Here is a 26182-nt window from a genome sequence, read left to right as displayed (position 1 = left end):
CAAACCAAAGGAGCATGATGGACCAGCCGAGCACCGCGGCCTCCGACGTCCAGGGTTCCACGCGCTGGCCCGCCATCATCAAGGACGTGGCTGCCTTCCCGGTGCCGCCCAACATGCCGGACTACGACGCCGCCCGGCGCGACTTCAGCTGGGACCAAGCCCGGCAGGCACTGGCCGGGCTGCCCGGGGGCCGGGGGCTGAACATCGCCTACGAGGCCGTTGACCGCCACGTGGCCGAAGGCCGCGGCGGCAAGGAAGCCCTGCGCTTCATCAGGGCCGACGGCGGCACCCGGTCCCTTGGCTACGGTGACCTTGCGGAGCAGTCCGGCAGGTTCGCGGCAGTGCTCCGGACCCTGGGGGTGGGGCGCGGTGAGCGGGTCTTCTCCCTCCTGGGCCGCAGCCCGGAGCTGTATGCCGCGGTGCTGGGAACCTTGAAGAACGGCAGCGTCTTCTGCCCGCTCTTCTCCGCGTTCGGCCCCGAACCGGTCAGGCAGCGGCTGCACCTCGGCGCCGGACGGGCCCTGGTCACCACCAGGGCTTTGTACCGCAAGAAGGTGGCACCGGTGCGGGACAGCCTTCCCGAACTCCGCCACATCCTGCTGGCGGACGCGGACGGCACCCCCGAACCCGGGACCCTTGACCTGGCCGAACTCCTGTCCCGGGCGGACCCGATCGGGGAGGTCGCCGGCACCCAGCCGGAGGACATGGCCCTGCTGCACTTCACCAGCGGCACCACCGGCACGCCCAAGGGCGCCATCCACGTCCATGGCGCCGTGGCCGCCCATTACGCCACCGGCCGCTTCGCCCTGGACCTGCACCCGCAGGACGTCTACTGGTGCACCGCCGATCCCGGCTGGGTGACCGGCATGTCCTACGTCATCATCGCGCCGCTGGTGCACGGCGTCACCGCCATCGTGGACGAGGAGGAGCTGGACGCCGACCGCTGGTACCGGATCCTTGCGGACCAGCACGTCAGCGTCTGGTACACCGCCCCCACGGCACTGCGGATGCTCATGAAGGCCGGAGCCGAACGGGCAGCCGGGCATGACCTTTCGGCGCTGCGCTTCGTCGCCAGCGTGGGGGAGCCGCTGAACCCCGAGGCGGTGGTGTGGGGCCAGGAGGTCCTGGGCCTGCCGGTGCACGACAACTGGTGGCAGACCGAGACCGGCGGGATCATGATCGCCAACTATCCCGCCATGGACGTCCGCCCCGGGTCCATGGGCCGTCCGCTCCCCGGCATCGAGGCTGCGCTCGTGGCACGGGACGCCAACGGTAAAGCGGTCATTGCCGACGGCCAGGCGGTCCTGGTCACGGAACCGGACACCATGGGTGAGCTGGCGCTGCGCCCCGGGTGGCCGTCCATGTTCCGTGGCTACCTCAACGAGGAGGAGCGGTACCGGCGGTGCTTCGCCGGCGGCTGGTACCTCACCGGCGACCTGGCGAAACGGGACGCCGACGGCTACTTCTGGTTCGTCGGCCGTGGCGACGACGTCATCAAGTCCTCAGGCCACCTGATCGGCCCGTTCGAGGTGGAAAGCTGCCTGATGGAGCACCCCGCGGTGGCCGAAGCCGGGGTGATCGGAGTACCCGACCCCGTGGCCGGCGAGGTGGTCAAGGCCTTCGTGGAACTCAAGCCGGGCAACCAGCCCAGCGAGGACCTGCAACTGGAGATCATCGGCTTCGCCCGGAAACGGCTGGGCGCCGCCGTCGCACCCCGGCTGCTCGACTTCACCAGCACGCTGCCCAAGACCCGGAGCGGAAAGATCCTGCGCCGGCTCCTGAAAGCCCGCGAGCTGGGACTGCCCGAAGGCGACATCTCAACCCTGGAGGCGGCGGCCGGACCTGCGCCGGGCCTCGGCAAGGAGCAGCCATGAGCACCCCGCGGAATCAGGCCATCCGCGACCAGGAACACGCCCTGCACCTGTTGCGGCAGATGCTGCGGGTCCGCCGGCTCGAAGAAAAATGCATTGAGCTGTACAGCGCGGCCAAGATCCGCGGTTTCCTGCACGTGTACATCGGCGAGGAAGCCGTGGCCGCCGGGGTGATGGAAACGCTGGCACCGGACGACGCGGTGGTGGCCACCTACCGGGAGCACGGCCACGCCCTGCTCCGCGGCGTTTCCGCCGGTGCCATCCTCGCCGAAATGTACGGCCACGCCGAGGGCTGCTGCCGCGGCCGCGGCGGTTCCATGCACCTCTTCGACGCCGACGCGCGCTTCTACGGCGGAAACGCGATCGTGGCCGGTGGCCTGCCGCTTGCCGTCGGCCTGGCGCTCGCGGACCGGATGGCCGGGCGCCAGCGCGTGACCGCCTGCTTCTTCGGCGAAGGCGCCGTGGCCGAAGGCGAGTTCCACGAAAGCATGAACCTGGCCGCACTGTGGCAGCTCCCGGTGCTGTTCTGCTGCGAGAACAACCTCTACGCCATGGGAACCGCGCTGGGCCGTTCCGAATCCCAGACGGACATCGCGCTCAAGGCCGCCGGGTACGAAATCTCCGCGTGGGCCGTGGACGGGATGGACGTGCTCGCCGTCGAGGAAGCTGCCCGGCGGGCGGTGGATGCCGTCCGGTCCGGCGGCGGACCGCACTTCCTGGAACTGCGCACTTACCGCTTCCGCGCCCACTCCATGTTCGATCCGGAGCTGTACCGGGAGAAAACGGAGGTGTCCCGCTGGATGGAACGGGACCCGATCAGCCTGTTGCAGGGAACCATGCAGGCCGCGGGCCAGCTGCCGGAGGAGACCTGGGCGGCGCTGGCGGCGGACGTGGACGCCGAGATCAGCACCGCGGTCGGGTTCGCCGAGAACGGCACGCCGGAACCGGTGTCCGAACTCATGCGGTTTGTGTACAGCGACCCGCCGGAGGCCGGCAGCGGCGTTGCCACCGCCGGCGGCGGCGCCGGGAAAGAAGGGGCGGCGGGATGAAAACCACGTACCGGGAAGCGATGCGGGCGGCCCTCCGTGACGCGATGCAGCGCGACGAGCGGGTGTTCCTCATGGGCGAGGACGTGGGCAGGTACGGCGGCAGCTTCGCCGTGAGCCTGGGGCTGCTGGAGGAGTTCGGGCCCGAACGGATCCGTGACACGCCGCTGTCCGAGTCCGGGTTCGTCGGGGCGGGGATCGGTGCGGCGCTGGGCGGGATGCGGCCCGTCGTCGAAATCATGACAGTGAACTTCAGCCTGCTGGCGCTGGACCAGATCATCAACAACGCCGCCACGTTGCTGCACATGTCCGGCGGCCAGTTCAACGTGCCCATCGTCATCCGGATGACCACCGGCGCCGGGCGGCAGCTCGGTGCCCAGCACTCGCACAGCCTGGAAGGCTGGTACGCGCACATTCCCGGGCTGCGCATCCTGGCCCCCGCCACTTTGGCCGACGCCCGGGGCATGCTCTGGACCGCGCTGCAGGACCCGGACCCGGTGCTGGTCTTCGAGCACGGCTCGCTGTACAACGTGGCCGGCGAGCTCGACGACGACGCCGGCGCCGTGGACATCGACAAGGCGGCGGTGGTGCGCCACGGGGACGGACTGACGCTTATCACCTACGGCGGCACGCTGCCCATGGTGCTGGAGGCCGCGGACCTGCTGGCCGCCGAAGGCATCGAGGCCGACGTGATCGACCTCCGGACCCTCCGGCCGCTGGATGCGCCCACCATCATGGACAGCGTGGCCCGCACCCACCGGGCCGTGGTGGTGGACGAGGGCTGGCGCAGCGGCAGCCTCTCGGCGGAGATTGCCGCCAGGATCTGCGAGCAGGCCTTCTTCGACCTGGACGCCCCGGTGGAACGGGTGTGCAGCCTGGAGGTGCCCGTCCCGTACGCCAAGCACCTGGAACAGGCAGCCCTGCCGTCGGTGGGGCGGGTCATGGCGGCCGCCCGGAGGGCCGTGGGGACCCATGGCTGAATTCCGGATGCCGTCCCTGGGCGCAGACATGGAGCACGGCAAGGTGGTGGAGTGGCTGGTCAAGCCGGGAGACTACGTCCACAAGGGGGACCTTGTGGCGGCCGTGGACACAGACAAGACCGTGATGGACATCGAGTCTTTCGAGGACGGCGTCGTCGCCGAGTTCCTGGTGGACATCGGAGACACCGTGCAGGTGGGGACCCCCATCGCCCGGATCACGGCCACCCCCGCCGAACTCCCGCCGCCACCCGCGCCCCAACCCCCGCTCACTTCCGGCCGCATTTCCCCCGACGCCCGCTCACCTTTGACAGCAAAAGAGGCAACGCCCGCTCACCCGGGTGCCACGGGCGGCCACCCGGAACCCGGCGCCAAGGTTCCGCCGCCGGTCCGGCACCTGGCGCACACGCTGGGGGTCGACGTCGGACGCCTCAGCGGGAGCGGAGCCGGCGGAGAGGTGACCCGGGCCGACGTCGAACGCGCCGCTGCGGCGTCCGGCACCCGGGCGCCGGAGCCGGCAACAGCACCCGAAGCGCACCGCGTGCGGTCCTCGCCGCTGGCCCGGCGGCTGGCGGCGGAACTAGGGGTGGACCTGCCGGTCGTAACGGGCACGGGCCCGGGCGGTGCCGTCACTGAGGAGGACGTGCTCGCCGCCGTCCCGCCGCGGGGGCGTTCGGGGGAACCCGGCGCGGACAAGCCGGCGGAAGCGCCGCCGTCGGAAGCCCGCCCGCCGGCGCCCGCGCAGCCAACGGCGCCAGGGAACGCACCGGAAAAGGCGCTGCCCGCAGCACCCCGGCAGGAGCGGGCTGCGGCCGGCAGCAAGGCGGAGAGCCTGCGGCAGGCAATCGGCGCGCTGATGTCCCGGTCCAAGAAGGAAATCCCGCACTACTACCTCGCCACCACCCTGGATCTTGCGGCGGCCATGGCGTGGATGCAGGCGGCCAACCAGCAGCGGCCCGTCACCGCCCGCCTGGTGCCCTCCGCCCTGCTGCTCAAGGCCACCGCCCTCGCGGCGAAAGAGGTGCCGGACATGAACGGCTTCTTCACCAGGGGCGCGTTCCAGCCCAGCAGCGCGGTGCACCTGGGCGTCGCGGTGGCCCTGCGGCATGGCGGGATCGTGGCCCCAGCCGTGCACGACGCAGACACCCTGACGCTGGACGACCTCATGGAGCAGCTGCGCGGCCTGGTCAGCAGGGCCAGGGCCGGCCGGCTGCAGCGCGCGGAGATGGCAGACCCCACCATCACCGTCACCAACCTTGGCGACCTCGGCGTCGAAAGCGTCTACGGCGTGATCTATCCGCCGCAGGTGGCCATGGTGGGCTTCGGCAAGGTCCTCGAACAGCCGTGGGCGCACAGCGGGATGCTCGGCATCCGGCACGCCGCCACCGCCACCCTGTCCGCGGACCACCGGGTCAGCGACGGGCTGCGCGGCGGCCGCTTCCTGGCCAGGATCGACGAACTCCTGCAAACGCCGGAGGACCTGTGAGCCGGACCTGTGTGACCGAGGAGGAACCGTGAACCAAGAGGACGCGCGCCAGGCCGTGGAGGCGGCGGTCGGCAAAGTAGCGCCCGACGTCGAGCCCGGCGACCTGGACGGCACTGCCAGGCTGCGCCAGGACCTGGAACTGGACTCGCTGGATTTCCTCCGCCTGGTGGAGGTCATCGCCGAGTCCACGGGCGTCGACATCCCGGAAGCCGACTATCCGGCGGTGGCCACGGTGGGCGGGCTGGTGGAGTACCTGGCCGGGCACGGATAAAGGGGGCTATCCCGCAGCGTGGTCATTCCCGCGCATCCGCACCACAACCACCAGGCCCGAGAGTGCGGTGAGGACCGCGACGGCGCCGATGGCCGCGGGGATGCCGTAGAGGTCCGCGAGAACTCCGGAGAGCAGGGCACCCACGGCGAATCCGGCGTCGCGCCACAGCCGGTACACGCCCACGGAGCGGGCGCGCCAGGCCGGGTGGGCGACGTCGCCGATGGCGGCCAGCAGTGTGGGGTAGACCATGGCGGTACCGAGGCCCAGCATGACGGCGGCGGCGAGCCACGGTGCGAAGCCGTGCGCGGAAGCAATGGTCGCCAAGGCGCCGGCTTGCACCAGCATTCCGGTGGCGATGAACCACTTGCGTCCCCAACGGTCGGAGGCTGCTCCGGTCACCAGTTGGGCCGCGCCCCAGGCCGCCGGGTAGGCGGCGGCCAGGATGCCGATCTGGCCCAGGCCAAGCCCGGCGCCGGCGAACAGGACAGGGAAGAGGCCCCACGCCAGGCCGTCGTTGAGGTTGTTCACCAGCCCGGCCTGGCTGGCCGCGGAGAGTGAGCGGTCCGTGAAGCTGGTGAGGGTGAATACCTGGCCGGTGGTGAGGCCGGCATGGGCGGTATTCCGTCCTGTGGCATGCTGCGCGGCCTCGGTCCGGGCATGGTGGCGGGTTTCGCGGACGGCCAGGACCGTGAGGCCCAGACCCAGGGCGATGTACGCCGCTCCCAGCAGGAACGGGGCCGGGCGCAGGCCGTAGGCGGTGGCGAGGTAGCCGGTGGCCAGGGCCGTCACGGCGACCCCGAGATAGCCCGCGGCCTCGTTGAAGCCCATGGCCAGGCCGCGCTGCTTAGGACCCACGAGGTCCATTTTCATGATCACGGCGGTGGACCAGGTGAGGCCCTGGCTGACGCCGAGCAGCACGTTGGCCGCCACGATCCAGCCCCAGGACGGAGCGAGCATGAGCATCAGCGGGACGGGGACCGCGGCCAGCCAGCCGGCGATGAGGACCGGTTTCCGGCCGTACCGGTCCGAGAGGGTTCCGGCGAAATAGTTCATGGCGGCCTTGGACAGGCCGAAGGCGAGGATGTAGGTCAGTGCGCCCGTGTACAGGTCGAGGTGGAATTCCCGGGCGGCAAGCAGGGGAAGGACGGTGCGCTCCTGGCCCAAGGTGCCGCCCACCAGTGCGTTCACGGCCACCAGCAGCATGAACTGGGCCAGGTTCTGCCGCAGGCCCGGCACCGCCGGGGTGGATCCGCCGGTGCTGCGGAAGGTGGTGCCCTGCATGGTGGCTCCGTTCTGGTGGTGCCCTGCATGGTGGCTCCGTTCTGGTGGTTCCGTTCTGGTGGCTCCGTTCTGGGGAGGCGGAAGGTGGCCCGGACGCGCGGGGGACGCGTCCGGGCCGGGCCCGGGCAGGAGGGGGGTCCTGCCCGGGCGGTCTGGAGGAATTGCCTGCTCAGGCTGCGGGGACGCTGTTCCGCCAGGCGTTCCAGGCGGCGTAGCTGCCGTCGAGTTCGACGACGTCGTACCCGGCACGGCGCAGGGCGCTGGCGGCCACGGAGTTGCGCACGCCGGACTGGCAGTAGGACACGATGGTGCCGCCGGCGGGCAGCTCATCCAGGTGCCACATCACGCGGCCGCCGCTGAGCTGGTGGGAGCCGGGGATGTGTCCTGCCTTGTGCTCGGTCTTGTTGCGGACGTCCAGGACCATGGCCGCTTCGAAACCCTCGAGTTCCTCAGGCTGGATCAGGCTCGGCGTGAAGGTGGGCAACCCCTTGATGCCGGTGAGGTAGCCGGCCACGTTGTCGATGCCCACGCGGACCAGATGGTCCCACAGGTCCTGGGCCTGTTCCTGGTCTTTGGCCAGGAGCACCAGCGGGTTCGTGTCCGTTTCCGGGTTGACCACCCAGGCGCCGTAGCTGGCAACGGACTTGCCGGCCGGTACGTTCAGGGACCGGACCACCGTGCCCTGGTGGACTTCGCCGCTGGAGCGGGTGTCGATAAAGGTCAGGGTATCCCCGGCCAAGCCCTTGGCGACGGCGTCCGTGTCCAGTTCCTGCAGCGGGGCGCGTTCGCCCATGACGGCGGGGCCTTCCCGGTTCTCACGCTTCATGCGGGCGAAGTAGGCGTGGGCGTCTGGCTGGCCGTCCAACAGTTCGTTGATGAAGCCCTGTTCGTCGTTGGTGGCCAGGTAGGGGCCCCACCAGGCGTAGAGGCGTTCGTAGCCCACGGTGGAGGAAGGGATGGCGCCCAGGGCCTTGCCGCAGGCGCTGCCGGCGCCGTGGCCCGGGTGGACCTGGACGTAGTCCGGCAGCGCAAGGAATTTGTCGCGGAGGCTGGCGAACAGCTGCTTGGCGCCCTCGAAGCGGGTGTCGATGCCGCCGGCGGCCTCGTCCAGCAGGTCCGGCCGGCCCAAATCGCCGGAGAACACGAAGTCTCCGGAGAGCAGGTAGCCGGGCTCGTCGCTGAACGCACCGTCGGTGACAAGGAAGGACAGGTGCTCCGGGGTGTGGCCGGGGGTGTGGACTGCCTTGATGGTGATGTTGCCCAGGGTGATGGTGTCGCCGTCGTGCAGCCGCTCGCCGTCGAACCCGTACTGCCAGTCGGGTCCGCCCTCGCCGGACACGTAGATCTTCGCGCCGGTGGCGGCGGCCAGTTCGCGGGTGCCGGAGAGGTAGTCGGCGTGGATGTGGGTCTCGGTGACGGCCACGATCTTCATGCCGTTCTTGGCGGCAAGGTCCCTGTAGACGGCGATGTCCCGGCGGCCGTCCACCACGATTGCCTCGCCCTTGGCCTGGCAGCCGATCAGGTAGCTGGCCTGGGCCAGGTCTTCGTCGTATATGCGTTCAAGCAGCATCTGGTGCTCCTTCGAAGGGGAAAGATATGAAATCCTGGGACCAATTTTAGATACCAGGGGGGGTATACAACAACTAGAGATATCCCCCGGAATGTCAGGTGGTGGGAAGACCGGCGCGGGTCCAGGCGGTCATGCCGCCGGCCATGGTGTCCGCTGTGTAGCCGGCGCCGTTGAGGGCGTCGGCGACCGCGGCGCTGCGGTTGCCGCTGCGGCAGACCGCGATGACCGGGACGGCCGGGTCGAGCTCGCCCAGGCGCGCCTGCAATTGGCCCATGGGGATGTGCAGGGCCCCGGGGATCATGCCTTCGGCGACTTCAAAGTCCTCGCGGACATCGAGGATTCGGGCGGCGTGGCGGCGCTGGTCGGCTTCGGTGATGGTGATTTCAGCCATGGTGGTTCTCCTTCGGGCTAACGGTGTTGGGGGTGTCAGGCGGTGACGGTACCGGCGGTGACCCACGCCGCGACGGCGAAGATCAGGACCGCGAATGAGATGCGGATGTGCTTGTCCTTCAGGTGTCGCGCGAACCGCGCGGCAACCAGTGATCCCAGGATGGCCGGGGCGGCGAAGGCCAGGGTGGTGGCCCAGTCGATCGTGTAACCGGCGGCGTGGGCGCTGAATCCGGCTGCGGAGTTGACCACGATGATCGCCAGCGAGGTTCCCACCGCCTGTTTCATCCGCAGGCCCAGGAGGATGGTCAGTGCGGGAGTGATGAGGAACCCGCCGCCCACGCCAAGCAGTCCGGTGAGGAACCCGACGAGCAAGCCAACGCCCGCGGCCTTGGGTGCGCAGGACCGGAAGGCCCGGTTGGGCCCCGTGCTGCAGGTTCCCTCGCTTTCGCGGGGTTTGCTCAGCATACGGATGCCCGCGGCCACCATGATTCCGGCAAACGCCAGCATCAGGATGGCCGGATCCAGGACTTTGCCGACCGCGGCGCCGGCCCAGGCGGCCGGAATGCCGGCGGCCCCGACCAGTGCGATGACGGGCCAGTTCAGGCCCTCCCGGATGCGGGGGAGCAGGGCTGCCAGTGACGATATGCCCACCACCAGCAGCGACGTGGGGATGGCCTGGGCGGGGCTCAAACCCACCCCGTACACCAGTGCGGGAACGGCGATGATGGAGCCGCCGCCGCCCACCACGCCCAGGACGATTCCGACGACGAGCCCCAGACCCAGGGTAGGGATCATGCCGCGGCGTCCTCTTCAGTGCCATGGACGGGAAGCTGCAGGATGGCGCTTTCGCGGGTGGGCTCCGCGGCGGCCTTGTTCCAGGGCATCGCCGAGAGGGCCTTGCCCATGGCGCAGGTGTTGGTGGCGGCGGAGAAGGTCAGGCCGGTGCCGATGGCTCCGGCCAGCATCCGTATTTTGGGGGATACAAACTTGCCGCCGGCCAGTCCCAGCATCACCAGGGATCCGGCGGCCAGGCGGACCTGGCGCTCCATGTCCCAGCGGTCCTTGCCCTTGACCACGTCGCCGCCGGCGGCCGCGAATCCGGGCACCCCGCCGGTGAGGACGTAGGCGGAATCGAGGCCAGCCGCCGCCATCCGCTGGCGGGCCTGCTCGGCTCGGACGCCGGACTGGCAGACCAGGACCACGCGTGAGCCCAGCCGGGCGGCGAGTTCTCCGGTGTGCTCGGAGAGGAGGGGCAGCGGCACGTTGTAGGAACCGCGGATGTGCATGGACTCGAATTCAGCAGCGGAACGCACGTCGATCACCATCAGGTCCTGGTGCGTGTTGAACCACGTCCGGAGGGTCCCGGGGGCGAGTGCGGTAACAGCGGTTGCTGTGGAAGGGGATGTCATGGGGGCCTCTCAAAAGGGGGCTGGTGGATACCCCACCGAGTATCACAGATACCCCCGGGGGTAGTCAAAACACCCGTGGGGGTATACCCTTGGAGGGAGCACCCCACCGATGGAGAACCCCTTATGGAACTGAACCCAACCGAACTCACGCCCGTGATCAACCGCCTCAAGCGCGCCCAGGGCCAGCTCGCCGCCGTCACCCGGATGCTCGAGGAAGGCCGGGACTGCAAGGACGTCGTCACCCAGCTGGCGGCCGTCTCCAAAGCCCTTGACCGCGCCGGCTTCGCCATCATCGCCACCGGCCTGGAGCAGTGCATCACCCAAAAAGACGAAACCATGGACCGGAAAGAGCTGGAGAAGCTCTTCCTCTCCCTCGCCTGACCCGTCCGCAGGACACTTTCCGGCAACTTCGAGGAGCATCATGACCTACACGCTGGCCACCACCGTCGCCCTTCCCTGGGCCGAAGCGCTGGAACGCACCCGCGCGGCCCTTGCGGCGCAGGGCTTCGGGATCCTGACGGAAATCAACATCCGCTCCACCTTCGAAGCCAAGCTCGGCACCGACGCCGCAGACGCCGTCGGGGACTATGTCATCCTTGGCGCCTGCAACCCATCCCTTGCCAGCCGCGCCCTCGCCGCCGAACCGCAAATGGGCGCCCTGCTGCCGTGCAACGTGGTGGTGCGGCGGAAGGCAGATGCCCAGGAAACTACCGTTGAGGCGATCGACCCGCAGGCCATGGTCCAGCTCAGCGACGCGCCTGCGGTCAAGATCGTGGCGGACGACGCCGGGACGCGGCTCCGGAAGGCCCTCGCCAGCTTGGACGGGGCAGCAGGATAGCCGCTCAGCTCAGGGCGTGATTGGTCCGGAGCCTGCCTTGGCGGCGCCGGATTCCAGGAGAACTGCACGGTGGCGGCGCTCCAGCTGGACCACGTCCCGCCCGAAGGAAAACGCCAGCAGCGCGAGGGCCGCGACCGGAATGGACACCGCGGCGGCCGCGGGGATGCCGGGAATCAGCGGCAGGAGCAGCGCGAACGGCTGAAACGCCCCGATTGCCTTCCGGGACTGGCGTGGGGGCAGCGACCCGCGGAGGTGCGGCCGGAAGCGTCCCGCGGCCACGAAAACGTAATACATCCCGCCAATCGCCAGCACCCACGGCCCCACCCGGGCAGCGGCCGCAACGGACAACGCCAGGACCAGCCCGGCGTCGGTGGCCGCATCAAACCGCGCCCCCGCCGTGGAGGACAGCCCGGTCCGCCGGGCCACCGCCCCGTCCACCCCGTCCAGCGCAAAGGCCAGCCCGCCCAGGACCGGAATCAGCAGGTCCGCCCGCGGCCCCGTAAACAGCTGGGGGACCGCCAATGCGGCGCAGAGGGCGGCGAGGACGGCGCGCAGCAGCGTCACGCGGTCGGCCGGGGTGGAGAACCTGGGGGCCCGCCGCAGCACGGAAGCAGCCGCCGCGCCCGTGACCATCGCGCCCGCACCCAGGCCTGCCAGCTGCAGGGGAATTCCGGGGGCCGACAAGGACGACAGCCACAGCGCCAACAAACCGTAGGCGGCCAGGGCGGCCAGTGCGTCGGGGACGGCACGTCCGGCCGCACCGCGAGGCCCTGCCGCCTCCGCCCGCACGCTGACGACGGCGGCGGACCCGGGCCACCGGCGTGCCGCGGAATCCGGACGGGGAATCACGTGCCGGGACGCGTCGCGCGGCGCTTCACGACGGCGGAGCGCCGCTTCCCGGACGCCCGCGCCAGTCCCACGGCGGCCAGGAGGGCGCCCGCTCCCTCGGCGACGGCGCTGAGGGTCTTCGAGAAGAACCAGACGGGATCGTACATGGCGGGGATCGGTCCGATAGCCGGGATATCAACGTACCTGTACAGCATCACGGCCGCGAAGGCGCTCAGTGCCACCAGCAGTGCCACGGCATAGGCCGCCCGGCTGCCGCGGAGCAGGACAAAGATTCCGGCCACGAGCGCCGCGGCGGCCTCCAAGAGGAACAGGGTGCCCTGGCTGACGGTGCCCGGCTGGGCGTTCTGGTAGCCCGGGGCCAGGAACAGGTGTACGCCGGCGTCAATGAACAGCGCAAGGGCGGTCAATAGTCTTAGTGCCACGCTTATGTATACGCCCGAAGTTCCCTTCCGGTTCACCCGGCCCCCTTATAAATGCGGGTCCGATGCGGAATATTTAGGACCATCCGCAACCTTGCGCCCATAGCGGGCAGCAAAGCCTGCGGCCCTACGAGCAAGGAGAATGACCATGACCCTTCCCCAGCAACTCACCCCTGGAACCTGGACCCTGGACATGTCGCACAGCGAGATCGGCTTCAGCGTCCGGCATGCCGGGATCAGCAAGGTCAGGGGCCGCTTCACCGATGCCCAGGCCGAAGCCCGGGTGGGGGAGTCCCTGGCCGAATCCACCGTGCATGCCACCGTGGCCACGGCAAGCTTCGACTCCGGGGATGCCAACCGTGACGCGCACGTCCGGGGTGAGGACTTTTTCGACGTCGAGAAGTTTCCCGAGATGACGTTCCGCGGCACCGCCATTGAGGGTGACGGCGAGGAATACACCCTGACGGGCGACCTGACCATCAAGGGTGTCACCAAACCGGTCGAGCTCGAGGTGGAGTTCACCGGTGTTGCCGTGGATCCTTTCGGCGCCACGAGGGCAGGCTTCTCCGCCGAAGCCGAGATCAGCCGCAAGGAATTTGGCCTGACGTGGAACGCCGCCTTGGAAGCCGGCGGCCTGCTGGTCAGCGACAAGGTGAAGATCAACCTTGAAGCCGCGCTCGTGAAGCAGGGCTGATACAGGGATCTACCCGACGACCCGGGGGCGGGCACTGCGCATGTGGCGCAGTGCCCGCCCCGGCCGTTTGTGGCGTCGTCAGGCGCTGGCTATGTCAGGCGTCGGACTCCGCGCTCCGGAGCCGCCGCCGCACCAGCACCGCCCCGCCGGCCAAGCCGATGACCAGGACGGCGGCAGCCCCGCCGGCAATCAACACTCCTGCCTGGGGCCCGCCGCCACCAGCGGCAGCAGCTGGGGCCGGCGCCGCACTGGAGTTTCCGGCGCCGGCCGTGAACGTGAAGGTTCCTTCGATGGGGTGGCCATCGGAGGAAGCCACCCGCCAGATCACCGTGTATTTGCCCGCCGGTGCACCGGCCTTCACGGCCTGGGTGACATGGTTGTCGACAATCGTGACGGCGCCGTCGGCCTGGTCCGTGCCGGTCTCATCCTGCACCTGGATCACCGAGCCGATGCCCATCGGCGTGCGGTCGAAGGTCAGTCCAATCTGGCCGGGAACCGCCGGAACAGACGATCCATTCGCAGGATCACTGGATTCGAGCACATCGTGCGCCTGCGCGGGCGCGGCCAGGACAACCGAACATGCGGCCACGGCCAGGACCAGCACGCTGCGCCGGAACCAGCGGGGCAGATTCGCAAACATCCGGGCCCCTGCTACTTGGCTGCCGGGCGGGACCGGCGGCCGGCCAGCACCAGTGCCAGGGCGGCGGCGCCCAGGACAAACCCTGCAGCGCCGAGGACAACGCCCCAGATTGAGGTCGCATCGGAGGTGCGCTCGATGGCCTCCGAGGCTTCGGGAGCAGTCGAGGCGGCAGCCGAGGCCGGGGTGGTGTGCGCCGCGGCGCCGTCCTCGGCTGTGGTGGTGAAGGAGGGGGCCGGGTGCTTGGGCTCGGGCTGCCCGTCGGCACTGCGCTCGTTCCAGTTCACCACCGTCCCGTCGCTGTAACCCTGGGCGGCCTCTAGCACCACCGTGGTCCCCTCGGCCGGGAGGCGGCCTACCGAGAGGGAAAACGCCTGGTACTGGTTCTGCCCCAACTGGTGGGCTTCGTCCGCGGTCCAGACCACGGAAGTAGGTGCCTTGGTGACCGTGGCGCCGGCCACCGTCACCGGCGTGGGCAGGTCACCGGTGATGACCTGCGCGGTCCAGCCCTCCACCGGTTTGACCGAGACGGAGGTGAAGGGTGTGTCGGTGGGCAGCTTGACCTCAAGCTTGTTCGTCTTGGCGGTAGGGGACTCGTTGGGGACGTTGAAGGTCAGGCGCGAGTAGCCGTTGGCGCCGGTGTCGCCCGGATCCACGGAGACATGGGCTGACGCGGCGGCGGCGCCGGCGGCGAGCATTCCGGCTGCTGCGGTGATGGCGGCGAAGGCTCTGGCGGTGCGGCGGATTGAGGTATTCATGATGTCGCTTTCACAAGGTATGGGTGCGCCGGGGGCGGCCTGCGGCTGCGGCCGGGCGCGAGGACATGGCTGACCGGGGCGCGCGCAATGGCAGCGGTCCAAGGGCATCGCCTTGGGCCCGGGCAGCATGGTGGGGGCAGGTGCCGCTCAGGAGGCGGCAGCGCGCGGCGGACCGCGCAGTGCGGGAAGCCGGAGGACCTCGGCGCGCAGCACCACAACAACGCGGCGCGGAGCCGGAAGCTGCGGCCAGTCGGGAAGGAACGCCGCCGTCAGGATACGGATCAGCGGCCGCAGCCAGGACGCGAGGGCCCAGACGGCCGCTTCGCCGCGGGCCAGCACCAGGGCGGTGGACACGGTGGCCGCGGCGTGGAGGACCAGCATCAGCGGGTCCGAAGCGTGGAGGTGTTCCGGGGCCGCTGCCACTGCTGCCGCGGCGAGCGGTTCGCCCGGGTGGATGTGGCCTCCCGGAGCCGGTGTGAAGCCGGACGAAGCCGACAGGGTGCTGAAGGCCTCGTGGAGGAGCAGTTGGCCGCCGATGAGCAGGCCGGCCATCACTGGGGAGTTGACCCGGATCCTGGCGAGCACCATGACGGGCAGCAGCACCAGGGCAAAGAGCCCGGCGACGATGGCCGGGTGCGGCATCACGCCACGGGCCACCACGTGGGCTCCGGCAGCGAGGGCGAACATTGCCGCCGTGAACGCGAAGGCGCGGGGGAAGCGGAACGGCGCGCTCATGCCAATCGCCACCCCTTCTTCCACTGATTACCCGGTACCACTTTAGGGAAAGCAGCACCCCGGCGCGTAATCGGCGCCCCGTGCTGCCGGGCCGTGACGGCGCGCAGCCCTACAACGGGTCGGGCCGGACCGTGACGTTGCCCAGCGAACGGATCAACGCGACGGCGGTAATGGACCCTGCCGCCATGATGGACGCCAGCACCACCACCTGGAACCGGCCGGCTTCCAGGGGCGAGGCGCCGCCAAAGATGGCGCCCACGAATGCGCCGGGAAGCGTGACCAGTCCGGTGGTCTTGGTCTGGTCCGTGGCGGGGATCAGCGCCGAATGCACCGCCTGCCGGGCCTGGCTGAGGGTGGCCTGCCGGGGCGTCGCGCCCAGCGCCAGCCAGCCCTCCACCTGGTCCCACTGCTCCAGGACGGCCTCGACGAAGCGGCGGCCGGCCAGCGTGGCAATGGTCATGGAGTTGCCGATCACGATCCCGCCCACGGCCAGGGCGTAGCGCGGCGAAAATTCGATGGCACCGGTGCCGAAGACGATTGCGACCGTCACCAGGATGCCGGCCGCCATGGTTGCGGCCACCACGGCGAACCGCCGCCAGGACCAGCTGAGCCGCCGCGTAGCCGTCACGGACGCCACGGAGAACATGACCAGCAGGGCCAGGCCGACCCACGCCGGGCTGGTGATCACCCCTCCCAGGACAAGGCTGATGATTGCAAGCTGCAGCACGCCGCGGAGGATGGCCAGGGCGGGGGAGAGGTACGACGGCGTGCGCGAGCCCCAGAGGATGCCCACCGTGAGTGCCGCCAGGATGGCGATGGCCGCGAGGGTGGGGGCCAGTGCGGCAAGGTCGGGCATCTGCCCAGCTTACTGACCTGCGAACCTTCCGCTGGAAGCCCGGCAGCTGCCCGCAACACGACCGTGTGGCTGCTCCGCCGGGTGGAATAGCCTGTACCTGCGGGCGGCCGGCAGCGCGGGGAGTTGGTCCGGGTGGCCGGAGGGGATAAGACTGTGAACATGGCACGGGGAACGCTTCGCATCTTCCTGGGCGCGGCAACGGGAGCCGGCACAACATACTCCATGCTGCGCGAGGCGCACCGCCTTGCGGCGTGCGGCCGGGACGTGGCCGTCGGCATCGCCGCGGACCACGGCAGGACCGATACCGCGCTGCTCCTTGACGGGCTCGACGCCGTTGCCCCGCGCCCGGTGCCCGGCGCCGGCGGAGCAGCGGCCGCCGAGCTGGACGTGCCGGCAGTACTGGCCCGGCACCCGGAGGTGGCCGTCGTCGACGACTATGCGCACGTCAACGCCCCGGGAAGCCGGAACGGGCGCCGCTGGCAGGACATCGAAGAACTCCTGGCGGCCGGGACGGACGTGCTGACCACCCTTACCGTCCAGCACGTGGCATCGCTGCGGGACGCCGTCGCAGCCATCACGGACCAGTCGAGCGGTGAAACCGTGCCGGACGCCGTGGTGCGGCGGGCAGAGCACATCGAGCTGGTGGATATCCCGCCCGAGCTGCTGCGCCAGCGCGTCGCCGACGGAAAGGTATTCCCCAAGGACGCCATAGATGCGGCCCTGGCCAACGAATTCCGCCTGGGCAACCTGATCGCCTTGCGCGAAATCGCCCTGATCTGGCTGGCCGACCGCGTGGACGAAGGATTGGCGACCTACCGGAAAAGCCAGGGCATCACCGCCACCTGGCCCGCACGCGAACGGGTGGTGGTTGGCCTGGACGGCGGCCCGGACGGGGAACTGCTCATCCGGCGGGCGTCCCGGATCCTGTCCAGGGTCCACGGCGGCGACCTGCTGGCCGTGCACGTGCGGCGGGGAGACGGCGGCACTGCCGAGTCCGGCCACGCACTGGACGCCCAGCAGCGCCTGGTCACGGACCTCGGCGGAACCTGGCACACGGTCTCGGGGGAGGACGCCGCCCAATCGCTCCTGGAGTTCGCCCGCAGCGTCAACGCCACGCAGATCGTCATCGGCGCCTCGACCGGAGGGCTGTGGAGCCGGCTGCTCGGTTCCGGAGCCGGCGCCAAAGTGGTGCGGGACTCCGGCGACATCGACGTCCACATCGTGTCCCGGCCGCAGGGCGGCGCCGGCCTGCCCAGGCCCGCCACCGCAGCACTGGGCCGGACGCGCACCACAGTCGGGTTTGTCCTCGCCGTCGTCCTTCCGGTCATCCTGACCGCTGCCCTGGCCGCCAGCCCGGACCTCAACCTCGCCACCCACGCGCTGGTGCACCTGACCGGCGTCATGGCCGTGGCCTTCATTGGCGGGTTGTGGCCGGCGGTGCTCGCGGCGGTCTTGGATTCGCTGCTGCTGAACTTCTTCGAGACAGAACCAGTGGGAACGTTCACCATCAAGGACCCGCAAAACGTGTTCGCGCTGGGGGTGTTCCTGGCGGCGGCGGTGGCGGTCTCGCTGGTGGTTGGCCTGTCTGCCCGGCGGGCCCGGGAAGCCGCCCGGGCACGCGCCGAGGCAGCCACCCTGGCGGACCTGGCCCGCGACGCGTTGCTTGCCGATGACACCGTAGCCGCGTTCATGGCCAAGGTCCGGGAAACCTTCCAGGTCCGCTCCGCAGGGTTGTTCACCGTTGCCGGTGACGGCAGCGGTGCGTGGGAACTCCAGGCCTTCTCGGGTGCCGCGCCGCCGCCCGCCCCGGACGCCGCGGCCTTGACGGACAGCGTGGAACTGGCCGACGACCGGACGGCGCTGGTCCTCTCCGGGCGGACCCTGACCGCCGGCGACCGGCTCCTCCTCGCAGCCCACGGCGCCCACCTCCTGCTGCTGCGCCAGCGCCAGGCCCTGCAGCGAAGGCTGCAAAGCACCACCAAACTGGCGGAGGGCAACAGCGTCCGCACGTCCATCCTGCGGGCCGTCAGCCACGACCTGCGCACCCCGCTGGCCGGGATCAAGCTCGCCGTCACCGCCCTGCGCCGCCAAAGCCGCAGGCTGCCGGAGGAGGTGCAGGCCGAGATGCTCGCCACGATCGAGTCTTACACCGAGCGCCTGGACGCCCTGATCTCGAACCTCCTGGACATGTCCCGCATCTCCAGCGGCTCGGCGGCCCCGCTGACAGCGCCGGTCTCCTGGCGGGACGCGATCGAGGACTCGCTGCGCGGACTCCCGGCAGGCCGGATCCGGGTTGACCTTGCGCCTTCCATGCCGGCCGTGGACGCCGACCTGGGCATGCTGGAACGGGTCATCGCCAACATCGTGGAGAACGCGCTCAAATACGCGCCGGAGTCGGACGTGGTGATCGTGGGTGTGTCGGCCGGGACGCTGAGGACCGACGACGACGGCGGCGGGGTCGGCGAGTTGCGCATCGTCGATCACGGGCAGGGTGTGCCCGCTGCCGCGGCTGCCGCGATGTTCCAGCCGTTCCAGCGGCTCGATGATGCCCCGGAAGGGCTCGGCATCGGGCTTGGCCTGGCCGTCGCCAAGGGCTTCACGGAGGCCATGGGCGGAAGGCTGGTGGCCGAACCGACCCCCGGCGGCGGACTGACCATGATCATCAGGCTGCCGCTCTCCGCGGGAGCTGCCACCCCGGACCGCCGCCCCGCCGGGAGCACGCCATGAGGACCATCCTGATCGTCGATGACGAACCCCAGCTCCTGCGCGCCCTCCAGGTGAACCTGGAAGCGGAAGGCTACCGCGTGCTGACGGCGCTGGACGGTACGTCCGCCCTGCACCATGCGGAGAGCGGCCATCCGGATGTGATGGTGCTGGATCTCGGGTTGCCGGACATCAACGGCGTGGACGTCATCACCAGGGTCCGCCGGACCAGCAGCATGCCCATCATCGTGTTGTCCGCCCGGCACGGCTCCGTGGACAAGGTCCGGGCCCTGGACGCCGGCGCCGACGACTATGTGACCAAGCCGTTTGGCCTGGACGAACTCCTGGCGCGGCTGCGCGTGGCGGGGCGCCGGAGCGGGAACCCGGAAACGGTGGACAGCGGCCCGGCGATTGACGTGGGCGATTTCGAAGTGGACCTGGCCAACCGGAAAGTCACCCGTGCGGGAGACCCGGTCCGGCTCACGCCCCGCGAATGGGCCATCCTGGAACTGCTGGCCCGGAACCCCGGCCGGCTGATCACGCAGCAGCAGATGCTCCGGAAAGTCTGGGGCCCCGGCTACGAGAACGAAACCCACTACCTGCGCGTCTACATGGGCCAGCTGCGCCGCAAACTTGAGGCCGACCCCGCCCGGCCCCGGCACCTGCTCACCGAGGCCGGCATGGGCTACCGCTTCGAACCGTGACCCGCCCCGCGAAGGCCCCCGACGGCGTCGTACATCACGCGTAAAGGAATCATTAAGAAAACCCCCTTTCCGACGCCAGCCAATTTTGCCGGTGCTAGCTTCGCAGTGATCGCGGTGCACAGGGCAGCGCGGAAAGGCAGTCATGACCACGTTAAGCAGGCCCCCGGCGGATCCTTCCGCGCTCCACCCGCATGGCAGGAAGGCGCTCAAGGACTGGCTGCTGTTTGGCCTGCAGGACAGCAAGGGCACCCACCAGGGCCCCGGCGGCGTTCCGACGCAGCACGAACGGAAGCACACGTGGTGGCAGGTCATGTGCCTGACCGGCGTGGACTACTTCTCCACCCTGGGGTACCAGCCGGCCATCGCCGCGCTGGCTGCCGGGGTCATCTCCCCGCTGGCCACCCTGGTGCTGGTGGCGGTGACCCTGCTGGGCGCGCTGCCGGTCTACCGCAGGGTTGCCGGTGAAAGCCCGCGCGGTGAAGGCTCCATCGCCATGCTTGAGCGGCTGCTGCCGCGCTGGGGCGGCAAGCTCCTGGTGCTGGTCCTGCTCGGGTTCGCCGCCACCGACTTCATGATCACCATGACCCTCTCGGCAGCCGACGCCACCGCGCACCTGGTCGGCAACCCGGTAGCTCCGGGGTGGCTGCAAAACCAGAACGTCCCCGTCACGCTCTTCCTGCTAGCGCTGCTGGCGGCGGTGTTCCTGCGCGGATTCAAGGAAGCAATCGGCGTCGCGGTGGTCCTGGTGGTCCTCTACCTGGGCCTGAACGCCGTGGTGGTGGTTGTCACCCTGGGACAGGTGATTTCCCATCCTGCGGCCATGGGGGATTGGTGGACCAACCTGTGGGTCTCCCACGGGAACCCCGTGATGGCGGTGGCCATCGCGCTGCTGGTGTTCCCTAAGCTGGCGCTGGGCCTGTCCGGCTTCGAGACGGGCGTTGCGGTGATGCCGCAGGTCCGGGGCGCGGCGGACGATACCGAAGAGAACCCGGCGGGCCGTATCCGCGGCGCCCGGCGCATGCTCACCACCGCCGCCGTGATCATGAGCGTGTTCCTGCTGACCACCAGCTTCATTACCGTGGTCCTGATCCCGGAGCAGGAATTCCAGCCCGGCGGCCAGGCTAACGGGCGCGCGCTGGCGTTCCTCGCACATGAATACCTTGGCGTCGGATTCGGCAGCGTCTACGACATCAGCACCATCGGCATCCTCTGGTTCGCCGGCGCCTCGGCCATGGCCGGCCTGTTGAACCTGGTTCCCCGGTACCTGCCGCGCTACGGCATGGCCCCCGGATGGGCCAAGGCGGTGCGCCCCCTGGTGCTCGTCTTTACCGTGATCGGCTTCGTGATCACCTTTATCTTCAACGCCGATGTCGACGCCCAGGGCGGCGCCTACGCCACCGGCGTCCTGGTGCTGATGACCTCCGCAGCCGTGGCCGTGACGTTGTCGGCGCGCCGCCGCGGGCAGCGGAACCTAACCGTCGGCTTCGGCGCCATCTCAGTGGTGTTCGCGTACACCACGGTGGCCAACATCTTCGAACGTCCCGAAGGCATCCGGATCGCGGCCATCTTCATTCTCGGCATCATCGTGATCTCCCTGCTGTCCAGGGTGCGGCGTTCCTTTGAGCTGCACGCCACCCGGGTGCACCTGGACCAGCAGGCCCTGGAGTTCATGTCCAGCACCCTGGACGGGCCCATCGCGATCATTGCCCATGAGCCGCTCCGGCTGTCAGCGGAGGCGTACCGGGACAAGCTGGAATCTGCGATCGAGGTCAGCCACCTGCCGCTGGCGGGGGACGCCCTGTTCCTCGAAGTCATTGTGGACGACTCCTCCGACTTCGAAACGGAGCTCCACGTCCGCGGCGTGAACCGCCACGGCTACCACGTCCTGGAAGTCCACGGGCCGGTGGTGCCCAACACCATCGCCTCCGTGCTCCTGCACATCAGGGACGTGACCGGGCTGATGCCGCACATCTACTTCCGCTGGACCGAGGGAAACCCGATCACCAATCTGGTGCGGTTCCTGTTCCTGGGCGAGGGCGAGATCGCGCCGGTGACCCGTGAGGTCCTGCGCGAGGCCGTCCCCGATGTCACCCAGCGCCCATGGGTCCACGTGGGCTGACCGGCGGGTCCGACGGCGTCCCGTCCGTGCGCTTCGGCGCGGGACCGGGGCGCTCCGGTGCAGCGTGCCCCGGTGCCGCCACGTGCGCCACCGTGGCCGCCACCCGGGCGGCGTCCGCCAGGGTCAGCGGGACGTGCGCGCGAAAGGCGGCCTCGGCGTCGTCCTCCCAGACGCCCGCTGCCAGCACCACCACGTGCACCATGTCGCCGTAGGAGTCGTTGCAGGCCAGGATGTCGCCGGGAACTTTGCGGGTGTGCAGGCCCGACGGTGGCCACGGCTGGAAGATGACCCACCATTGCTCGCCGTCCTGGTCGGGGAAGAGGTAGCCGCTGGCCGGCTGCAGGGCACGCCCGTTCAGGGGCCGGCCACCGTAGCCCTCCACGGCCTCGGCTGCGGCGGCGAACTTGACCCTGCCACGGTCCTCCGGCGCCTCGTCCCACCGCATCTGCGCTCCCTGCCTCCCACCTGCTGCCTATGCCTCCATCAAAGGGCTGCACGGGCGCGGGCGGGGGAGCGGGGGCCGTTTATTGACGGATTCTTTACGCCCCGGCGCGGCCGACGCCCGGCCAGCGGGGCCGGGCCGGTCAACCATAATGGGACCCATGGACAGCCCCGTGACCATCCGCCCCATGCGCCCCGACGACTGGGACGCCGTGCACGCGATCTATGCCGCCGGCATCGCCACGGGGGAGGCGACCTTCGAGAGCGAACCGCCCACCTGGGAAGCGTTCGACGCCGGCCGGTTGCCTGGGCACCGGCTCATCGCCGAGGACGCGGGCCGGGTCCTGGGCTGGGCCGCCGTGTCCCGGGTTTCGTCACGGGAGGTGTACCGGGGCCTCGTGGAGCACTCCATCTACGTGGCGCCGCAGACGCAGGGCCGGGGCGTGGGCCGGCTCCTGCTCGGAGCCCTGATCGATTCCACCGAGGCCGCGGGCATCTGGACCATCCAGTCCAGCATCTTCCCGGAGAACGCGGCCAGCCTGGTCCTGCACCAGCGGCTCGGGTTCCGCGTGGTGGGGACCCGGGAGCGGATAGCCCGGATCAGCAACGGGCCCAAGGCCGGGCACTGGCAGGACACGCTGCTCCTGGAACGCCGCAGCACCGTGGCCGGGACCGAATAGCTCCGGCTTTGCCTAGGGTCCAAGGGCCCTGTTTGGGTGTCCGGCGCGCACCCTAGCGTCAGGGGACACGTTTACCCGAGGACAGTACGGAGCCCATCATGCAGTTTCCCTCAGCCTGCCGCCGCAGTGCGGCCGCTTTCGCCGCCGTCACCGCCGTTATCCTCTCAGGGGCATCCACGCCGGCTTTCGCCGCCCAGGACCCCGTCAAGTACGTCAATCTCGGGGACTCCTACTCGGCCGGCTGGGGCTCGCTGGCGCCAACCGCCGCCGTCAATCCGGCGTTCGGCAGCCCGGCCTGCTTGCACGGCGGCCCTGACGACGTGGCGCTGCTGGACCAACTGCAATCGGTGGCCCTCACCGGCGACTATGCGTGTGCAGGCGCGACTGTCGGAGCAACAACTTCAGGTATTCCCACTATTGCCCAGCAGGCGGCAAAGGCGTCCCTTGATGGTGCGCTCAACAGCACCACAGGACTCGTTACCCTTACCGCCGGCGGCAACGACGTCAACTTCGGCCAGATCATCGCAGCGTGTGCTGCAGACACGTCGCCACAGGCTACCGGGTGCCAGGCAGCCGCGGCCTATGGAGTCCAGCTCGCAAACGGGGTCGACGTCGCCGGAACGGTCGGAACAATCCGCGGGTACGCGGCAAATGCCAAGATCGCCTGGCTCGGTTACCCCCGGCTCTTTGCGACGGCCGGAGAATCCACCACAGTCATCGCCGGCGGCGGTGTCATGTCAGCAGCGGCCGCAGCGGTGTTCGACAAGGGCACGGACCAGCTCAACGCCGTCCTCGCGGCGAAGGCACGGAGCGCCGGCGCGCAGTTCGTGGACGTCGCCACCAAATTCAACGGCCACGAAATCGGCTCCTCCGGCTCCTGGTTCAACCTCGGCCAGTACACGCAGTTCAACTTCCACCCCACCGCCGACGGATATTCAAAGGGCTACTACCCGGCCATGGTCAGCGCGATCAAGCCTGCCCAGCTCGTGAAGGGCTGACCCGTACCCTGGGCGGGGACACATTGGAACGCCGCAGCACCGTGGCCGGGACCGGATAGCTCCTACCGCGAGGGCAGGGTCAGGATCTCGGCGCCGTTGTCCGTGATGGCGATGGTGTGCTCCGTGTGGGCCGTCCGGCAGCCGGTGGCGCTGCGGAGGGTCCAGCCGTCGTCGTCCGTGACCAGTTCCGCCGTGTCCGCCATGATCCATGGCTCCAGCGCCAACAACAGTCCCGGCCGCAGCTTGAAGCCGCGGCCGGGCCGGCCCATGTTGGGCACGTGCGGGTCCTGGTGCATGGTGGAGCCGATGCCGTGGCCGCCGAACTGGGTGTTGATGGGGTACCCGGCGTCCGTGAGGACGCGGCCGATCGCGTAGGAGATGTCGCCGATCTTGGCGTTCGGCCCGGCGGCGGCGATGCCGGCGGCAAGCGCCTTCTCTGTGGCCTCGATCATCGCCACGCTCTCCGCCGGCCGTGCTTCGCCCACGATGAAGCTGATGGCGGCGTCCGCTGCCACCCCGTCCTTGACGACGGCGAGGTCAAGGGTCAGCAGGTCGCCGTCGGCCAGGGCGTAGTCGTGGGGCAGCCCGTGCAGCACGGCGTCGTTGACCCCGGTGCAGATGTAGTGGCCGAACGGGCCGCGCCCGAAGGACGGCGCATAGTCCACGTAGCAGGATTCGGCCCCGGCCGCGGCGATCATCTCCTTGGTCCACTGGTCGATGTCCAGCAGGTTGGTGCCCACCGTGGCGCGGCTTTTCATGGCCTGCAGGATGTCAGCCACCAGGGCACCGGTGACGCGTGCGCGGGCCACTTCGGCGGGGTTGAGGATCTCGATCATGGGGCGCCCTTCATCTGCGGCCGGCTAGCTCTAGGGGCCATCCTATTTGCCCAGTCGCCGCGGGCTGCAAGGGGACGGCCCGGGCCTGCGGGATTATTGCGGCAATTGCCAAAGACATTGATGAGTGTAAATATTTACGTATGTCTATGTCTTTGGAGCTGACCCCGGTCCAGGCCGCAGCCTGCTGCGCCCCGCTGGCGCGCCAGCCGCTGTCCGAGTCCGAGGCCGAAGGGATCGCGCCGCTGCTGAAGGCCTTGGCGGATCCCGTCCGGCTCCGGCTGATATCCATGGTGGCCTCGCACCAGGGCGGCGAGGCCTGCGTCTGCGACCTCAGCGACGCCTTCGACCTCTCCCAACCCACCATCAGCCACCACCTGAAGATCCTGCACGAGGCAGGCCTGCTGGACCGGGAAAAGCGCGGTGTCTGGGTCTACTACCGGGCCCGCACCGAGGCCCTGCAGAACCTGGCAGCCCTGATCGGCGGGCAGGCCGCGTGACCGTCATGCTCCGCCGGGCTGCGGCGGAATTCATCGGTACGGCATTCCTGGTCATGGCCGTGGTCGGCTCCGGAGTGATGGCCTCCAGGCTGTCCCCGGACGACGTCGGCCTGCAGCTTTTGCAGAACAGCCTCGCCACGGGTGCCGCGCTGGTGGCGCTGATCGTGGCACTGCAGCCCGTGTCGGCGTCGTTCAATCCCGTGGTGACCCTGGTGGAACGGGCGCTGGGAATGATCGACACCGCCACGGCGGCCAGCCTGGTTGCGGGGCAGGTCCTGGGCGGGCTGGCCGGCACGGTGGCCGCAAACCTCATGTTCGGGCTGGACGCCGTCACCTGGTCCACGCACCAGCGCACCGGCGCCCCGCTCTGGCTGGGGGAAGTGATCGCCACCGTGGGCCTCCTGCTGGTCATCTTCGGAACGGTCCGCTCAGGCCGGGCAGACCGGGTGGCGTTCGCCGTGGGCGGGTACATCACCGCCGCGTACTGGTTCACCAGCTCCACCAGTTTCGCCAACCCAGCGGTGACCATCGCCCGCACCGTCACGGACACCTTTGCCGGCATCGCACCGTCGTCGGCCCCTGCCTTCATCCTGGTGCAGCTCCTCGGCGGCGCCGCCGGATTCGTCCTGGTCCGCTTCCTCTACCCCTCCCTCCCTGCCGTTTCCACCGCTCCGGCGGCCGACCGAAAGGTGCTCTCATGAGCCACAAACCCTCCGTCCTGTTCGTCTGCGTCCACAACGCCGGTCGCTCCCAGATGGCCGCCGCGTACCTGACCACCCTCTCCCAAGGCGCCATCGAAGTCCGCTCCGCCGGGTCCCAGCCTGCGGAGAAGGTCAATCCGGCCGCCGTCCAGGCCATGGCCGAGGTGGGCATCGACATGTCAGCCGAGATCCCCAAGGTCCTCACCACGGAAGCGGTGCAGGACTCGGACGTGGTAATCACCATGGGCTGCGGCGACGAATGCCCCTACTTCCCGGGCAAGCGCTACGAGGACTGGGTCCTGGAGGATCCGGCGGGCAAGGGCGTGGACTCGGTACGGCCCATCCGCGACGAGATCAAGACCCGCGTGGAGGCGCTGATCGCTTCCCTGACGCCGGCGCAGGGCTGACCGGTGGGC

The 26182-nt window shown here is 69.7% G+C and carries 29 protein-coding genes; 16 read left to right on the top strand and 13 right to left on the bottom strand.

Annotated elements, in window-relative coordinates:
• The first annotated feature begins 17 nt into the window (after nucleotides 1–17).
• From acsA to QRM96_RS09725, 5 genes are read left to right on the top strand one after another with little or no spacing between them, the layout of a single operon-like run.
• Complete coding sequence (acsA, locus tag QRM96_RS09745; protein ID WP_285319461.1) at nucleotides 18–1874, top strand: acetate--CoA ligase; 1857 nt, start codon at nucleotides 18–20, stop codon at nucleotides 1872–1874.
• Entirely contained in the window at nucleotides 1871–2920 is a 1050-nt protein-coding gene (gene pdhA, locus QRM96_RS09740) for a pyruvate dehydrogenase (acetyl-transferring) E1 component subunit alpha (protein WP_285319460.1), read from the top strand. Before acsA ends, pdhA begins: the two co-directional genes overlap by 4 nt.
• Nucleotides 2917–3897 carry an alpha-ketoacid dehydrogenase subunit beta gene (locus tag QRM96_RS09735; protein ID WP_285319459.1) on the top strand — a complete coding sequence of 327 codons (981 nt, stop codon included), beginning with the start codon at nucleotides 2917–2919 and terminating at the stop codon, nucleotides 3895–3897. Before pdhA ends, QRM96_RS09735 begins: the two co-directional genes overlap by 4 nt.
• Nucleotides 3890–5380 (top strand): dihydrolipoamide acetyltransferase family protein, encoded by a 1491-nt coding sequence (locus tag QRM96_RS09730; protein WP_285319458.1) that lies wholly within the window; start codon nucleotides 3890–3892, stop codon nucleotides 5378–5380. Before QRM96_RS09735 ends, QRM96_RS09730 begins: the two co-directional genes overlap by 8 nt.
• A 28-nt stretch (nucleotides 5381–5408) precedes the next feature.
• Complete coding sequence (locus QRM96_RS09725) at nucleotides 5409–5651, top strand: acyl carrier protein (protein WP_109045258.1); 243 nt, start codon at nucleotides 5409–5411, stop codon at nucleotides 5649–5651.
• Between the two features lie 6 nt (nucleotides 5652–5657).
• Here the strand turns inward: QRM96_RS09725 and QRM96_RS09720 are convergent, their stop codons facing one another.
• From QRM96_RS09720 to QRM96_RS09700, 5 genes are all read right to left on the bottom strand, one after another.
• On the bottom strand, nucleotides 5658–6932 hold the full coding sequence (locus QRM96_RS09720) for an MFS transporter (RefSeq protein ID WP_285319455.1): 1275 nt from the start codon (nucleotides 6930–6932) through the stop codon (nucleotides 5658–5660).
• A 169-nt stretch (nucleotides 6933–7101) separates the two neighbouring features.
• Nucleotides 7102–8502 carry an MBL fold metallo-hydrolase gene (locus tag QRM96_RS09715; protein ID WP_285319453.1) on the bottom strand — a complete coding sequence of 467 codons (1401 nt, stop codon included), beginning with the start codon at nucleotides 8500–8502 and terminating at the stop codon, nucleotides 7102–7104.
• A 94-nt stretch (nucleotides 8503–8596) separates the two neighbouring features.
• A complete protein-coding gene (locus QRM96_RS09710) occupies nucleotides 8597–8893 on the bottom strand; it encodes a rhodanese-like domain-containing protein (protein WP_285319451.1) in 297 nt (98 codons plus the stop codon).
• A 35-nt stretch (nucleotides 8894–8928) separates the two neighbouring features.
• On the bottom strand, nucleotides 8929–9687 hold the full coding sequence (locus QRM96_RS09705) for a sulfite exporter TauE/SafE family protein (RefSeq protein ID WP_285319449.1): 759 nt from the start codon (nucleotides 9685–9687) through the stop codon (nucleotides 8929–8931).
• Nucleotides 9684–10301 (bottom strand): rhodanese-like domain-containing protein, encoded by a 618-nt coding sequence (locus tag QRM96_RS09700; RefSeq protein WP_285319448.1) that lies wholly within the window; start codon nucleotides 10299–10301, stop codon nucleotides 9684–9686. The genes QRM96_RS09705 and QRM96_RS09700 overlap by 4 nt, the downstream gene beginning before the upstream one ends.
• A 123-nt stretch (nucleotides 10302–10424) precedes the next feature.
• Here QRM96_RS09700 and QRM96_RS09695 point away from each other — a divergent pair, with 123 nt between their 5' ends.
• Complete coding sequence (locus QRM96_RS09695) at nucleotides 10425–10682, top strand: metal-sensitive transcriptional regulator (RefSeq protein WP_109045264.1); 258 nt, start codon at nucleotides 10425–10427, stop codon at nucleotides 10680–10682.
• Nucleotides 10683–10722: 40 nt separating this feature from the next.
• Entirely contained in the window at nucleotides 10723–11139 is a 417-nt protein-coding gene (locus tag QRM96_RS09690) for a DUF302 domain-containing protein (protein ID WP_285319447.1), read from the top strand.
• A 9-nt stretch (nucleotides 11140–11148) separates the two neighbouring features.
• Here QRM96_RS09690 and QRM96_RS09685 read toward each other — a convergent pair whose 3' ends face one another.
• Together QRM96_RS09685 and QRM96_RS09680 are read right to left on the bottom strand one after the other, a co-directional pair.
• Nucleotides 11149–11988, bottom strand: a complete 840-nt coding sequence (locus QRM96_RS09685; protein ID WP_285319445.1) for a CDP-alcohol phosphatidyltransferase family protein — start codon at nucleotides 11986–11988, stop codon at nucleotides 11149–11151.
• Entirely contained in the window at nucleotides 11985–12410 is a 426-nt protein-coding gene (locus tag QRM96_RS09680; RefSeq protein ID WP_285319443.1) for a hypothetical protein, read from the bottom strand. Before QRM96_RS09680 ends, QRM96_RS09685 begins: the two co-directional genes overlap by 4 nt.
• A 145-nt stretch (nucleotides 12411–12555) precedes the next feature.
• Between QRM96_RS09680 and QRM96_RS09675 the strand changes: the two genes are divergently transcribed.
• Nucleotides 12556–13101 carry a YceI family protein gene (locus tag QRM96_RS09675; RefSeq protein ID WP_026264567.1) on the top strand — a complete coding sequence of 182 codons (546 nt, stop codon included), beginning with the start codon at nucleotides 12556–12558 and terminating at the stop codon, nucleotides 13099–13101.
• Between the two features lie 94 nt (nucleotides 13102–13195).
• Here the strand turns inward: QRM96_RS09675 and QRM96_RS09670 are convergent, their stop codons facing one another.
• From QRM96_RS09670 to QRM96_RS09655, 4 genes are all read right to left on the bottom strand, one after another.
• Nucleotides 13196–13741 carry a copper resistance CopC family protein gene (locus QRM96_RS09670; protein ID WP_285319441.1) on the bottom strand — a complete coding sequence of 182 codons (546 nt, stop codon included), beginning with the start codon at nucleotides 13739–13741 and terminating at the stop codon, nucleotides 13196–13198.
• An 11-nt stretch (nucleotides 13742–13752) separates the two neighbouring features.
• Nucleotides 13753–14496 carry a YcnI family copper-binding membrane protein gene (locus QRM96_RS09665; protein ID WP_285319440.1) on the bottom strand — a complete coding sequence of 248 codons (744 nt, stop codon included), beginning with the start codon at nucleotides 14494–14496 and terminating at the stop codon, nucleotides 13753–13755.
• 147 nt (nucleotides 14497–14643) lie between these two features.
• Nucleotides 14644–15231, bottom strand: a complete 588-nt coding sequence (locus QRM96_RS09660; protein WP_285319439.1) for a hypothetical protein — start codon at nucleotides 15229–15231, stop codon at nucleotides 14644–14646.
• Nucleotides 15232–15340: 109 nt separating this feature from the next.
• Nucleotides 15341–16087 (bottom strand): ABC transporter permease, encoded by a 747-nt coding sequence (locus tag QRM96_RS09655; protein WP_285319438.1) that lies wholly within the window; start codon nucleotides 16085–16087, stop codon nucleotides 15341–15343.
• 159 nt (nucleotides 16088–16246) lie between these two features.
• On the opposite strand from QRM96_RS09655, the gene QRM96_RS09650 reads away from it, so the two are divergent.
• From QRM96_RS09650 to QRM96_RS09640, 3 genes are all read left to right on the top strand, one after another.
• The gene (locus QRM96_RS09650; protein ID WP_285319437.1) at nucleotides 16247–18814 is read left to right on the top strand and encodes a DUF4118 domain-containing protein; all 2568 of its coding nucleotides are present in this window, start codon (nucleotides 16247–16249) and stop codon (nucleotides 18812–18814) included.
• Nucleotides 18811–19494, top strand: a complete 684-nt coding sequence (locus QRM96_RS09645) for a response regulator (protein WP_285319436.1) — start codon at nucleotides 18811–18813, stop codon at nucleotides 19492–19494. The genes QRM96_RS09650 and QRM96_RS09645 overlap by 4 nt, the downstream gene beginning before the upstream one ends.
• 142 nt (nucleotides 19495–19636) lie before the next feature.
• Nucleotides 19637–21613 (top strand): APC family permease, encoded by a 1977-nt coding sequence (locus QRM96_RS09640; protein ID WP_285319434.1) that lies wholly within the window; start codon nucleotides 19637–19639, stop codon nucleotides 21611–21613.
• Here QRM96_RS09640 and QRM96_RS09635 read toward each other — a convergent pair.
• Nucleotides 21582–22058, bottom strand: coding sequence for a hypothetical protein (locus QRM96_RS09635; protein WP_285319433.1), 477 nt, complete (start codon nucleotides 22056–22058; stop codon nucleotides 21582–21584). The two genes, QRM96_RS09640 and QRM96_RS09635, sit on opposite strands and share 32 nt — an antisense overlap.
• Nucleotides 22059–22215: 157 nt before the next feature.
• Between QRM96_RS09635 and QRM96_RS09630 the strand changes: the two genes are divergently transcribed.
• Together QRM96_RS09630 and QRM96_RS09625 are read left to right on the top strand one after the other, a co-directional pair.
• A complete protein-coding gene (locus tag QRM96_RS09630; RefSeq protein ID WP_285319431.1) occupies nucleotides 22216–22734 on the top strand; it encodes a GNAT family N-acetyltransferase in 519 nt (172 codons plus the stop codon).
• A 98-nt stretch (nucleotides 22735–22832) separates the two neighbouring features.
• Nucleotides 22833–23732, top strand: coding sequence for an SGNH/GDSL hydrolase family protein (locus QRM96_RS09625; protein WP_285319430.1), 900 nt, complete (start codon nucleotides 22833–22835; stop codon nucleotides 23730–23732).
• Between the two features lie 62 nt (nucleotides 23733–23794).
• Here the strand turns inward: QRM96_RS09625 and map are convergent, their stop codons facing one another.
• Nucleotides 23795–24568, bottom strand: coding sequence for a type I methionyl aminopeptidase (gene map, locus QRM96_RS09620; protein ID WP_285247122.1), 774 nt, complete (start codon nucleotides 24566–24568; stop codon nucleotides 23795–23797).
• A gap of 146 nt (nucleotides 24569–24714) precedes the next feature.
• On the opposite strand from map, the gene QRM96_RS09615 reads away from it, so the two are divergent.
• The 3 genes from QRM96_RS09615 to QRM96_RS09605 are packed head-to-tail and all read left to right on the top strand — an operon-like array spanning nucleotide 24715 to nucleotide 26173.
• The gene (locus QRM96_RS09615; RefSeq protein ID WP_285319614.1) at nucleotides 24715–25065 is read left to right on the top strand and encodes an ArsR/SmtB family transcription factor; all 351 of its coding nucleotides are present in this window, start codon (nucleotides 24715–24717) and stop codon (nucleotides 25063–25065) included.
• Nucleotides 25062–25766: an aquaporin gene (locus QRM96_RS09610; protein WP_285319428.1), complete on the top strand. Its 705-nt coding sequence runs from the start codon at nucleotides 25062–25064 to the stop codon at nucleotides 25764–25766. Before QRM96_RS09615 ends, QRM96_RS09610 begins: the two co-directional genes overlap by 4 nt.
• Nucleotides 25763–26173, top strand: coding sequence for an arsenate reductase ArsC (locus QRM96_RS09605; protein WP_018761657.1), 411 nt, complete (start codon nucleotides 25763–25765; stop codon nucleotides 26171–26173). The genes QRM96_RS09610 and QRM96_RS09605 overlap by 4 nt, the downstream gene beginning before the upstream one ends.
• Nucleotides 26174–26182: the final 9 nt, after the last annotated feature.

The sequence above is a fragment of the Pseudarthrobacter sp. lyk4-40-TYG-27 genome (genome assembly GCF_030209295.1).
Classification (GTDB): domain Bacteria; phylum Actinomycetota; class Actinomycetes; order Actinomycetales; family Micrococcaceae; genus Arthrobacter.
This window is presented reverse-complemented; position numbering and strand designations above follow the sequence as displayed.

What these genes read in the sequence shown, in the direction of transcription:
- acsA (WP_285319461.1), top strand. Translation starts at nt 18, where the DNA reads ATGGACCAGCCGAGCACCGCGGCCTCCGACGTCCAGGGTTCCACGCGC.
- pdhA (WP_285319460.1), top strand. Translation starts at nt 1,871, where the DNA reads ATGAGCACCCCGCGGAATCAGGCCATCCGCGACCAGGAACACGCCCTG.
- QRM96_RS09735 (WP_285319459.1), top strand. Translation starts at nt 2,917, where the DNA reads ATGAAAACCACGTACCGGGAAGCGATGCGGGCGGCCCTCCGTGACGCG.
- QRM96_RS09730 (WP_285319458.1), top strand. Translation starts at nt 3,890, where the DNA reads ATGGCTGAATTCCGGATGCCGTCCCTGGGCGCAGACATGGAGCACGGC.
- QRM96_RS09720 (WP_285319455.1), bottom strand. Translation starts at nt 6,932, where the DNA reads ATGCAGGGCACCACCTTCCGCAGCACCGGCGGATCCACCCCGGCGGTG.
- QRM96_RS09715 (WP_285319453.1), bottom strand. Translation starts at nt 8,502, where the DNA reads ATGCTGCTTGAACGCATATACGACGAAGACCTGGCCCAGGCCAGCTAC.
- QRM96_RS09710 (WP_285319451.1), bottom strand. Translation starts at nt 8,893, where the DNA reads ATGGCTGAAATCACCATCACCGAAGCCGACCAGCGCCGCCACGCCGCC.
- QRM96_RS09705 (WP_285319449.1), bottom strand. Translation starts at nt 9,687, where the DNA reads ATGATCCCTACCCTGGGTCTGGGGCTCGTCGTCGGAATCGTCCTGGGC.
- QRM96_RS09700 (WP_285319448.1), bottom strand. Translation starts at nt 10,301, where the DNA reads ATGACATCCCCTTCCACAGCAACCGCTGTTACCGCACTCGCCCCCGGG.
- QRM96_RS09695 (WP_109045264.1), top strand. Translation starts at nt 10,425, where the DNA reads ATGGAACTGAACCCAACCGAACTCACGCCCGTGATCAACCGCCTCAAG.
- QRM96_RS09690 (WP_285319447.1), top strand. Translation starts at nt 10,723, where the DNA reads ATGACCTACACGCTGGCCACCACCGTCGCCCTTCCCTGGGCCGAAGCG.
- QRM96_RS09675 (WP_026264567.1), top strand. Translation starts at nt 12,556, where the DNA reads ATGACCCTTCCCCAGCAACTCACCCCTGGAACCTGGACCCTGGACATG.
- QRM96_RS09670 (WP_285319441.1), bottom strand. Translation starts at nt 13,741, where the DNA reads ATGTTTGCGAATCTGCCCCGCTGGTTCCGGCGCAGCGTGCTGGTCCTG.
- QRM96_RS09665 (WP_285319440.1), bottom strand. Translation starts at nt 14,496, where the DNA reads ATGAATACCTCAATCCGCCGCACCGCCAGAGCCTTCGCCGCCATCACC.
- QRM96_RS09660 (WP_285319439.1), bottom strand. Translation starts at nt 15,231, where the DNA reads ATGAGCGCGCCGTTCCGCTTCCCCCGCGCCTTCGCGTTCACGGCGGCA.
- QRM96_RS09655 (WP_285319438.1), bottom strand. Translation starts at nt 16,087, where the DNA reads ATGCCCGACCTTGCCGCACTGGCCCCCACCCTCGCGGCCATCGCCATC.
- QRM96_RS09650 (WP_285319437.1), top strand. Translation starts at nt 16,247, where the DNA reads ATGGCACGGGGAACGCTTCGCATCTTCCTGGGCGCGGCAACGGGAGCC.
- QRM96_RS09645 (WP_285319436.1), top strand. Translation starts at nt 18,811, where the DNA reads ATGAGGACCATCCTGATCGTCGATGACGAACCCCAGCTCCTGCGCGCC.
- QRM96_RS09640 (WP_285319434.1), top strand. Translation starts at nt 19,637, where the DNA reads ATGACCACGTTAAGCAGGCCCCCGGCGGATCCTTCCGCGCTCCACCCG.
- QRM96_RS09635 (WP_285319433.1), bottom strand. Translation starts at nt 22,058, where the DNA reads ATGCGGTGGGACGAGGCGCCGGAGGACCGTGGCAGGGTCAAGTTCGCC.
- QRM96_RS09630 (WP_285319431.1), top strand. Translation starts at nt 22,216, where the DNA reads ATGGACAGCCCCGTGACCATCCGCCCCATGCGCCCCGACGACTGGGAC.
- QRM96_RS09625 (WP_285319430.1), top strand. Translation starts at nt 22,833, where the DNA reads ATGCAGTTTCCCTCAGCCTGCCGCCGCAGTGCGGCCGCTTTCGCCGCC.
- map (WP_285247122.1), bottom strand. Translation starts at nt 24,568, where the DNA reads ATGATCGAGATCCTCAACCCCGCCGAAGTGGCCCGCGCACGCGTCACC.
- QRM96_RS09615 (WP_285319614.1), top strand. Translation starts at nt 24,715, where the DNA reads ATGTCTTTGGAGCTGACCCCGGTCCAGGCCGCAGCCTGCTGCGCCCCG.
- QRM96_RS09605 (WP_018761657.1), top strand. Translation starts at nt 25,763, where the DNA reads ATGAGCCACAAACCCTCCGTCCTGTTCGTCTGCGTCCACAACGCCGGT.